At 71.7% G+C, this 7780-nt stretch carries 8 protein-coding genes; 5 read left to right on the top strand and 3 right to left on the bottom strand.

Annotated elements, in window-relative coordinates:
* The first annotated feature begins 145 nt into the window (after nucleotides 1-145).
* The 5 genes from MJ797_RS02130 to MJ797_RS02150 are packed head-to-tail and all read left to right on the top strand — an operon-like array spanning nucleotide 146 to nucleotide 5783.
* On the top strand, nucleotides 146-1489 hold the full coding sequence (locus MJ797_RS02130; RefSeq protein WP_239331279.1) for an aspartate aminotransferase family protein: 1344 nt from the start codon (nucleotides 146-148) through the stop codon (nucleotides 1487-1489).
* 17 nt (nucleotides 1490-1506) lie between these two features.
* The gene (locus MJ797_RS02135; protein WP_239331281.1) at nucleotides 1507-2250 is read left to right on the top strand and encodes a hypothetical protein; all 744 of its coding nucleotides are present in this window, start codon (nucleotides 1507-1509) and stop codon (nucleotides 2248-2250) included.
* Nucleotides 2251-2258: 8 nt separating this feature from the next.
* Nucleotides 2259-3485, top strand: coding sequence for a hypothetical protein (locus MJ797_RS02140; protein WP_239331283.1), 1227 nt, complete (start codon nucleotides 2259-2261; stop codon nucleotides 3483-3485).
* Nucleotides 3486-3498: 13 nt separating this feature from the next.
* Nucleotides 3499-4386 carry a TauD/TfdA family dioxygenase gene (locus MJ797_RS02145; RefSeq protein WP_239331285.1) on the top strand — a complete coding sequence of 296 codons (888 nt, stop codon included), beginning with the start codon at nucleotides 3499-3501 and terminating at the stop codon, nucleotides 4384-4386.
* Complete coding sequence (locus MJ797_RS02150) at nucleotides 4383-5783, top strand: hypothetical protein (protein WP_239331287.1); 1401 nt, start codon at nucleotides 4383-4385, stop codon at nucleotides 5781-5783. Before MJ797_RS02145 ends, MJ797_RS02150 begins: the two co-directional genes overlap by 4 nt.
* A 556-nt stretch (nucleotides 5784-6339) precedes the next feature.
* On the opposite strand, the gene MJ797_RS02155 is transcribed toward MJ797_RS02150, so the two are convergent.
* The 3 genes from MJ797_RS02155 to MJ797_RS02165 form a co-directional block, all read right to left on the bottom strand.
* A complete protein-coding gene (locus tag MJ797_RS02155) occupies nucleotides 6340-6894 on the bottom strand; it encodes an AAA family ATPase (RefSeq protein ID WP_239331289.1) in 555 nt (184 codons plus the stop codon).
* Nucleotides 6895-7188: 294 nt separating this feature from the next.
* A complete protein-coding gene (locus tag MJ797_RS02160) occupies nucleotides 7189-7485 on the bottom strand; it encodes a hypothetical protein (protein ID WP_239331291.1) in 297 nt (98 codons plus the stop codon).
* Nucleotides 7486-7515: 30 nt separating this feature from the next.
* On the bottom strand, nucleotides 7516-7780 hold a 265-nt coding region (locus tag MJ797_RS02165; protein WP_308128270.1), incomplete at its 5' end, for a flavoprotein.

Raw genomic sequence — 7780 nt, forward strand, 5'->3', positions numbered from 1 at the left:
GGTGACAGCTTACCGTGCGCAGCGTCGCACGCAGGGCGTGTCCGCAGGCAACCCGCAGTGGCGAAAGGACTCGGAAGGCAGCGGCCTGGCGGGTTCTGCTGGTTCTGTGCCCGGGAAGCGGGATCGAGCCACGCCGAGGAGGGCGATGCCCGTGGATGCGATCAGTGACATGGTGCCGGGGCAGGCGCGGGAACTGCTCGGGTGGGACCGCGAGCATCTGTGGCATCCGTGGAGCCCGGCCGACGCCCGGTGGCCGCTGATGGTGCGCGGCGAGGGCTGCTTCGTCACCGATGCCGGCGGGCGCCGGTACCTGGACGCGCGTGCCTGCACGCTGAACGCCGCGCTCGGCTACGGCCACCCGGCCATCATCGAGGCTGTCACGGCCCAGATGACCCGGCTTATGACCTACGACCTGTCCTGCGGGGCGACCGCCCCGGCGATCACGCTTGCTCGGCGGCTGGCGGGCCTGATGCCCGGCCCGCTGACCCGGACGTTCTTCACCGGGTCAGGGTCGGAGGCCACGGAGGCCGCTATCCGGATCGCCCGCATGTACCACCAGCTCATCGGCGAGCCTGGGCGGCGCGTGGTGATCACACTGCACGACGGGTACCACGGCGCGACGCTCGCGGCGCTGGCCGCGACCGGCTCGGAGTTCCGCCGCGCAGGCGCGGGCCCGCTGCCGGAGGGATTCGCGACGATCCGGACGCCCCGCTGTGCCGCATGCGTCGGCGAGGTCCCGCACGAGCAATGCGAGGTGCCCGGTCCCGGCGATGTCGCTGACATGATCGCCCGGATTGGCGCTGGCCAGGTCGCGGCGGTGATGATCGAGCCAGTCCTTGGGGTCGGCGGCGTCATCCCGCTGCCTGACGGCTACCTGGCCGGGGCGCGGCAGGCGTGCGACGAGCACGGTGTGCTGCTGATCGCCGACGAGGTGATGAGCGGTCTCGGCCGGACCGGCCGGATGTTCGGCTTCCAGCACGATGACGGGGTCGTCCCGGACATCGTGACAACGGGCAAGCACCTGACCGGCGGCCACTTCCCGCTCACCGCGGTCACCACCACGCAGGCTGTCTACGGGGCTTTCGCCGGCGACCCTCTGCTGGGTGGGCTGCGGCACGGGCACACCACCTCCGGCCATGCGACGGGGTGCGCCGCCGCGCTGGCCTGCCTGGACGTGATCGACCGCGACGGCCTCGCCGGGCGCGCCCGCCAGCTCGGCACCGTCCTTCTCGGTGAGCTGGGGCGGCTGCGGCGGCACCCGGCCGTCCGGGACGTCCGGGGCCGAGGGCTGCTGGCCGGGGTGGAGCTGGCCAGCGACGCCCTCGCAGGCCAGGTGGCCGAGCAGTGCATGCGCCGGGGCGTCCTGGTCCGGCCGATGGGCGCGGTGATGCAGGTCGCGCCACCGCTGGTCATCACCGAGGACCAGGTCCGCCGGGTCGCCGCCGTCATGGACCAGGCTTGCGCGCACGTCATGGCAGGCGCCCGGTGACCTCAAAGAGGGCGACCGTGATCCTGCCCTGTGCCGGCGCCGGGAGCCGCCTGGGCCTGCCGTTCGGCAAGGAACTCCTACCGCTGGGAGCAGGGTCCACGCCGCTGGACGAGACCCTCGACCTGCTGCTACCCGACGCCACGGCGCTGCGACTGGTCGTGGTCCTCGGGCCCGGAAGGGAAGCCACCGCCCGGCATGTCATCGCCAGGACCACAGCCGCGGGCCTGCCGGTCGCGTTCACCGCCCAACGCCCGGAACTAGCGGAGTGCACGGGCGCCGTGCTCTCCGCCCAGCCCTGGTTCGCGGACAGGAACCTCGTCCTGCTGCCCGACCAGGTTCTCCGGTTCCCGGCCGCCGGCCTGATCGGCCGCGCCCTGGATGCTCTGGGCGACGCGCCCTTCTGCTTCCTGGCCGCCCGTGAGGACGACCCGGCCAGGATCAGCCGCGACGGCGCGCTCCTCATCACCGGCGGCGCACCCGCGCGGCTGGCGGACTACGCCGAGCACCCGCCCCTGGCCGCCGCAGGCAGGTTCAACGCCACCTGGTTCGGCTTCGCCTTCCGCCATGACGCGGGCGAGGCACTGTTCCTGGTGCACCGGGCCGTCACCGGCCGCCCCGTCACCACGGCCGACGTGGCGGCCAGCCCGCTCGCCGGATGCCCCGTCATCGAGACCGGTCCCTACCTGGACCTCGGCACCTGGCCGGCCGTGCACGCCCGCTGGACCGAGCAGATGGGAGAAGAACAGGAGGCCCTGCTGTGAGGATCACGATGCTCTGCGGCCCGTACCCGGTGGACGAGCACCTGGGCGGCACCGGCCTGCGCATGTGGGAGCTAGCCCAGGCCCTGGCCGGCGACGGCGCGGACATCACCCTCGCCGTCCCCCGCCCGTCCGCCTTCACCTGGCCCGGCATCACGATCACCGAGTTCACCGAAGACGCCTGGCCGGAGCTGATCGCTTCCGCCGATGCGGTGATCACCACCGACCTGCCCGACACGCGGCTCCTGCTGCACGCCTACCACTGCGGCGTGCTAACCGTCGTGGAGAACGCCCCGCCCATCGAGCACCTCCACTACGCCGAGCTCCGCACCGCCCCCGAGCCGCAGGCCCTCTACGACGAGCTCGCCGACCGGTACCGGCTCCAGCTCCTCCTCGCCGACCACCTGCTCGTCCGCTCCGCGCCTGAGCGGGCCTCGACCCTCGGCGCGCTGGTGGCCACCGGGCGACTCGGCTGGCTCCACCACCAGCAATCACCGGCCATGAGGCACCTGCTCACCCTGCTGCCCGTCGGCTACAGCCGCAACGCGGACCGGCACGCAGCCGCCGCCGTCCCCGGGAACCCGGTCGACCTGATATGGAACGGCGGGATCTGGGACTACTGCGAGCCGTCCCCGCTGTGGCCCGCCCTCGCCACGCTCCGCGACGCTGGGCAGCCGCTGGCGCTGCGACTGCTGTACCCGCCGCCCCCGCACGCCCGGGACGCCATCACCACCGCGATCCGCCAGCACGGCCTCGACGGCCTCGTTGAGATCCCCGGCGACCCGGTTCCCCATCACCAGCGCGACGGGCTGCTGCTCTCCGCGCGGGCGATCGTGTGTACCGGCAAGGACGGGGCCGAAACCCAGACTTGCCACCGGCTCCGGCTCCGCGATGCGTTCCTCTACCGGCTCCCCGTCGTCATCGACCACTACGGCGCCTCCGCCGACCTCGTCGCCCAGCACCACATCGGCACCGTCGCCGACCCCCGCGACACGCCCGCCCTCGCAGCCGCGCTGGCGACCGCCGCCCGCGACGGCACGGCCCGGGACGGGTTCCTCGCCGCGCTGGAGGTCACCCGCGGCGGGTTCACCTTCGAGGCCAGCATGGGCGGCCTGCGGGACTTCCTGGCCGCCGGGCGGCACGCCCCTGACATCGGCACCCGCCGGCACCGGGAGGCCCTCGCCGATCTGCTCACCCGCCGGCCGATCCTCGCCGACGCCCCGACCCAGCTCATCTGAAGGGACCACGCCCGTGACCCCCGCGCCCGCCGTCACCAGCCTGAGCATGCTCACCTGTAAGGTCCCCGCCTTTCCCGCCCAGCACGCCCGGCCCGTCCCCGTCGGCGATTGGGAGCACATCCCCGCCACGACGAGGGGCGAGGTGGACGCCCGCCTGACCGCGCACGGATACGCGGTGCTTGAGGGCAGCGCCATTCCTGACCCCGGCGCGGCCGTCAGCGTCGCGGAAGCGCTCGGCCTCGGCCCGGTGTTCACACCGCCGCAGTACCAGGGCCGCGCCTACGTGGACGACGGGGGCGTCACCCAGATCACCGCAGACGCCAGCACCGCCGGCCACCCGGCGTTCGGGCAGACCACCGGCCAGCATCTGCACACCGACGGGACTCTGCAACGAATCGGCGAAATCAAGACCACCCTGATGCTGTGCGCCCGCCCCGCCGCCTCTGGCGGCACCTCCCAGCTGTTCAACGCCGCAGGGGCGTTCGCAGCGCTCCTCAACGCCGATCCCGCCGCAGCCGCGGCGCTGACCGCGCCAGACGTCCTCGTCCGGACCTCCAACCTCCCCGACAGCCACGGCCAAGCCTCGATCGGCCCAGCGTTCGCCATCGCCGACGGCAGGATCCTCTCCCGCTACTCCGTCACCAGCACCGACCACTACGACCCAGCCGCCGTCACCAGCCCCGCGGCACTCGACCGGGCCCTTGAGTTCCTCCGCGACGCCGCCCAGCCCAGCACCAGCTACTACACCGAGGTCACCCTCACCGCCGGCCAGGCGCTCCTGCTGGCCAACGACGCCATCAGCCACGGCCGCGCCCCCTACCAGGACAGCCCGGACGCACCCCGCATGCTGTTCCGCGCCCTGTTCACCACCCGCTGCGCCGCAACGGAGCAGACAGCATGACCACCCGCGCAACCACAGCCACCGACGGTCCGGCGGTGGACACAGGCGACCCCATCGGCATCGAGGAGGCACTCCGCCTCATCGTCGCGCACGAGCAGACGGCCGCCCGGAGCCTCAACATGATCCCCTCGGAGAACATGCTGCCCCCGCTGGCCAGGCTCCCGCTGCTCAGCGACCTGTACAGCCGGTACTTCTTCAACGACGCGCAGGACCCCGGGGACTGGCGATTCCCCGCAGCCCGAGACGCTGCCGCCCTGGAGACCAGGCTCACCATCCCGCTACTCCAACAGCTCGCTCGCGCCAGCCACGTGAACGTCCGTCCCCTGTCCGGACTCAGCGCCATGACCCTCGTCCTGGCCGCCCTCGGCGGCCCACCCGGATCACCCGTCGCCCTGCTGGATCCCGGCCTGGGCGGCCACTACGCCACCGCGACCCTCTCCGCCCGCCTCGGCCTGCGCACGGCCCTGGTCACCGGCCCCAGCCCACACAGCCCCGACCTTGACCAGCTCGGTGACATCCTGCGGCGGCACCGGCCGCCGCTGCTCTACCTCGACCAGTCCCACGGCCTCGCCCCATTCGACCTTGCCGCCATCGTGAACGTCGCACGGCAGACATCGCCAGCGACCAGGATCCACGCCGACGTGTCCCACTGGATGGGCCTCACCCTCGGCGGCGCGCTCCCGAACCCCCTGGACGCCGGAGCCCACAGCTTCGGCGGCTCCACCCACAAGACCCTCCCCGGCCCGCAGAAAGGCATCATCGCCACCAGAAACGACGAGGTCGCCCGCCTGCTGCGCGAGGCCCAGTCGCACGTCATCTCCAGCCACCACTACGGCGCCACCTGCGCCCTCGGCCTGGCCCTCGCCCTGTTCGCCGAGCGCTGCCCCGACTACCCCCGCTCAATCATCGCCAACGCCCGCGCCCTCGGCACGCGCCTCGCCGACCACGGCCTGCCCCCGGAAGGCGCCACGTTCGGCTACAGCAAGGGACATCAGCTCTGGCTGCGGACTGCCCCGCACGGCATCCCAGCCGCCGACGCCGCCGGGCGACTGCACGACGCCGGGATCCGGGTCAACTTTCTCAACGACCTGCCCGGAATACGCGAACCCGCCCTCCGGATCGGGGTCAACGAGCCGACCTGGCTCGGCCTCCAACCCGGCGACATGCCCGAACTCGCCAGCATCATGACCCGCGCGATCCTCGGCACCGGGCCGTCACACGAGCTGGCCGCGCACACCGCCAGCCTCCGCCACAGGCTCCCCGGAAGCTCCGTGCCCGAGCCCCTGCGAGACCTCGCCTTCACCACCCTTCAGACCACCTTCGGCGGCCCCCTCGCCATGCCCATGGAGGCCGTGCCGCGACCCCGAGCCTGCTCCTGCTCGACCTCGACAACCTGATCCAGCAGGCGAGACGCCACCGCCCACGACGGCGAGCGCCTCGCCGGGCTACCCGACATCACCCTCAAAGCCGCCCACAGCCTGCCCGAAAAGCAGCTTGCCCAGCTTGGCACCCTGATCGACGAGCAGTGGGCCACCGCCATCCGGGACCACCTCATCGCCCGGCCCGGCCGCACCAGCAGCGACAGGCCCCAGCCGCGCAGACCGCGGCGAGAACGACCACCAGATGCACACCCTGGTCCAAACGGCGCGCGGTCACGCTCCCGTCGCGAGCCTGTCTACCGCTACGTCCATGCTGGCCGATGACTTGCGGCTGCACGGGATCACCGAGGGTCTTCACCTCGGCTGGGCTCGACGTCGCCAAGCCCGCCCGCCAACTGCCGGGTCATCGCTGCGGCCTGGGCATCAGCCCGGGACGGATCTTCTTCACCGAAGACTAAATGGTTCAAAGTTCGCGGTGCCCGCCGGACAGGGCGGCCGAACAGTTCGCGGGCCCCGGCCTGTCCCGCCATGCTCGGCCTGACTATGGCCGCGCCCCATCGGCAGCGCTGCCGCCTTACCGCATGAGCCTCCCATCCTGCCTGAATGCCACTAGCACCTCATCCGCCAGCGTTGACACCGGCAACTCGCCGTCAAGGATGATTGTGTCGCTGGGCAGGGTGTCCTCGGCGGCGGTACACCGGTCGACCTGGGCCAGCCGCCATCGCCGGACCTCGGCATCTCGTTGCGGGTTGCCGGGGTGGATGACCTGCCTCGTGATCCGCTCCCGAAGCCGGGCGGCCGGCACCTTGAGGAAGAAGTGCCGCACCGGGATCCCGTACGTGGCCAGCCCGCCGAAGATCTCCCGCGCGTATCCCGGATCGACCACGGTCATGGGCGCGATGATGAACTGGCCGTGCTGCTGCGCCAGCACCCGCCCGGTCTCCACCACCAGGAGCCTCCAGGCGGGCAGATCCTGGAAGTCTCCTGACGGGGCCGGGGAGATCATGCCGCGCAGCATGAACCCGACTTCCTCCGGGTCGAACATCAGCGCGTCAGGGCACCGCCGCCTCAGCTCCTCGGCGAGCGTCGTCTTGCCCGCCCCGAACGACCCGTTAATCCAACAGATCACGCTTGCTCCCTGAACCCGGCGTAGAGCCTGCACACAGATACCAGAGTGTTCGCCCGCCCGACGACCAGGCGCGTGGGGAGGTACGGACAAGGCCTCCGCGGACTGCCCTGCAGCGCGAGCACATCTCTCGTCGCGGACGGACCACCGACGGCACCAGGCGGAGCGACTCGTCACGCCGCGATGGCCCAGGTCTGGTCGAAGTACGCCTGCGCGGGGCGGTGGATCTGGGCCAGGCGCTTGGAGACCGCGCTGTGTTGGCGTACCCGGGGATGTCCGCGATCTCGGTCTTGCTGGTCACGCCGCTGGCAAGGAGCACGACGATCTGCTGGTTCGGGGGTCCAGCAGCACGAGGAAATCGTTGGTGACCAGTGTGCCCAGCACCTCGCTCTCCGGCCCCTGAACGGGGACAGCGTCGGGGAGTTCGACGAACGCCACCTTCGCCTTGCGCCGTCTGCCGTGAAGCCTGCGCTCGAAGTCTCCCGCCGGTAGGACCAGTGGCTGGAGTAGTCGTCCTTTATCCAGTGCGAGTGGACCGCGTCGAGGATGCGCGCAGCCGCCCCGTCCGGTCGGCGGCTTCCACGGTCTCGCCACGGATGGCGGGCTCGTCGGGGACCGCCGCGTTTAGGGCATGGCGACCAGCGGGAGTTTCAGGCCGATGGCCTCGACGAGGAGCCCGAGGACGAGGGTGTCGCTGATCCCCGCGGCCCATTTGTTGATCGTGTTGCAGGTCACGGGAGCGACGATAAGAGCGTCCGGGGCCGGGAGGACGTCTGGTTCGCAGGGTTGCTTGTACTCGCTGCGCACAGGATGGCCGGTGAGCTGCTCCAGAGCCGGGATGTCGATGAATCGGCGACCCATGGGCGTGGTGATGACGCAGGTGTCCCAG

It is taken from the genome of Protofrankia sp. CiP3 (assembly GCF_917627345.1).
Lineage (GTDB): Bacteria > Actinomycetota > Actinomycetes > Frankiales > Frankiaceae > Protofrankia.

Excerpts from the sequence above, each read along its gene's own strand:
- MJ797_RS02140 (WP_239331283.1), top strand. The coding sequence starts at position 2,259 with ATGCTCTGCGGCCCGTACCCGGTGGACGAGCACCTGGGCGGCACCGGC.
- MJ797_RS02130 (WP_239331279.1), top strand. The coding sequence starts at position 146 with ATGCCCGTGGATGCGATCAGTGACATGGTGCCGGGGCAGGCGCGGGAA.
- MJ797_RS02150 (WP_239331287.1), top strand. The coding sequence starts at position 4,383 with ATGACCACCCGCGCAACCACAGCCACCGACGGTCCGGCGGTGGACACA.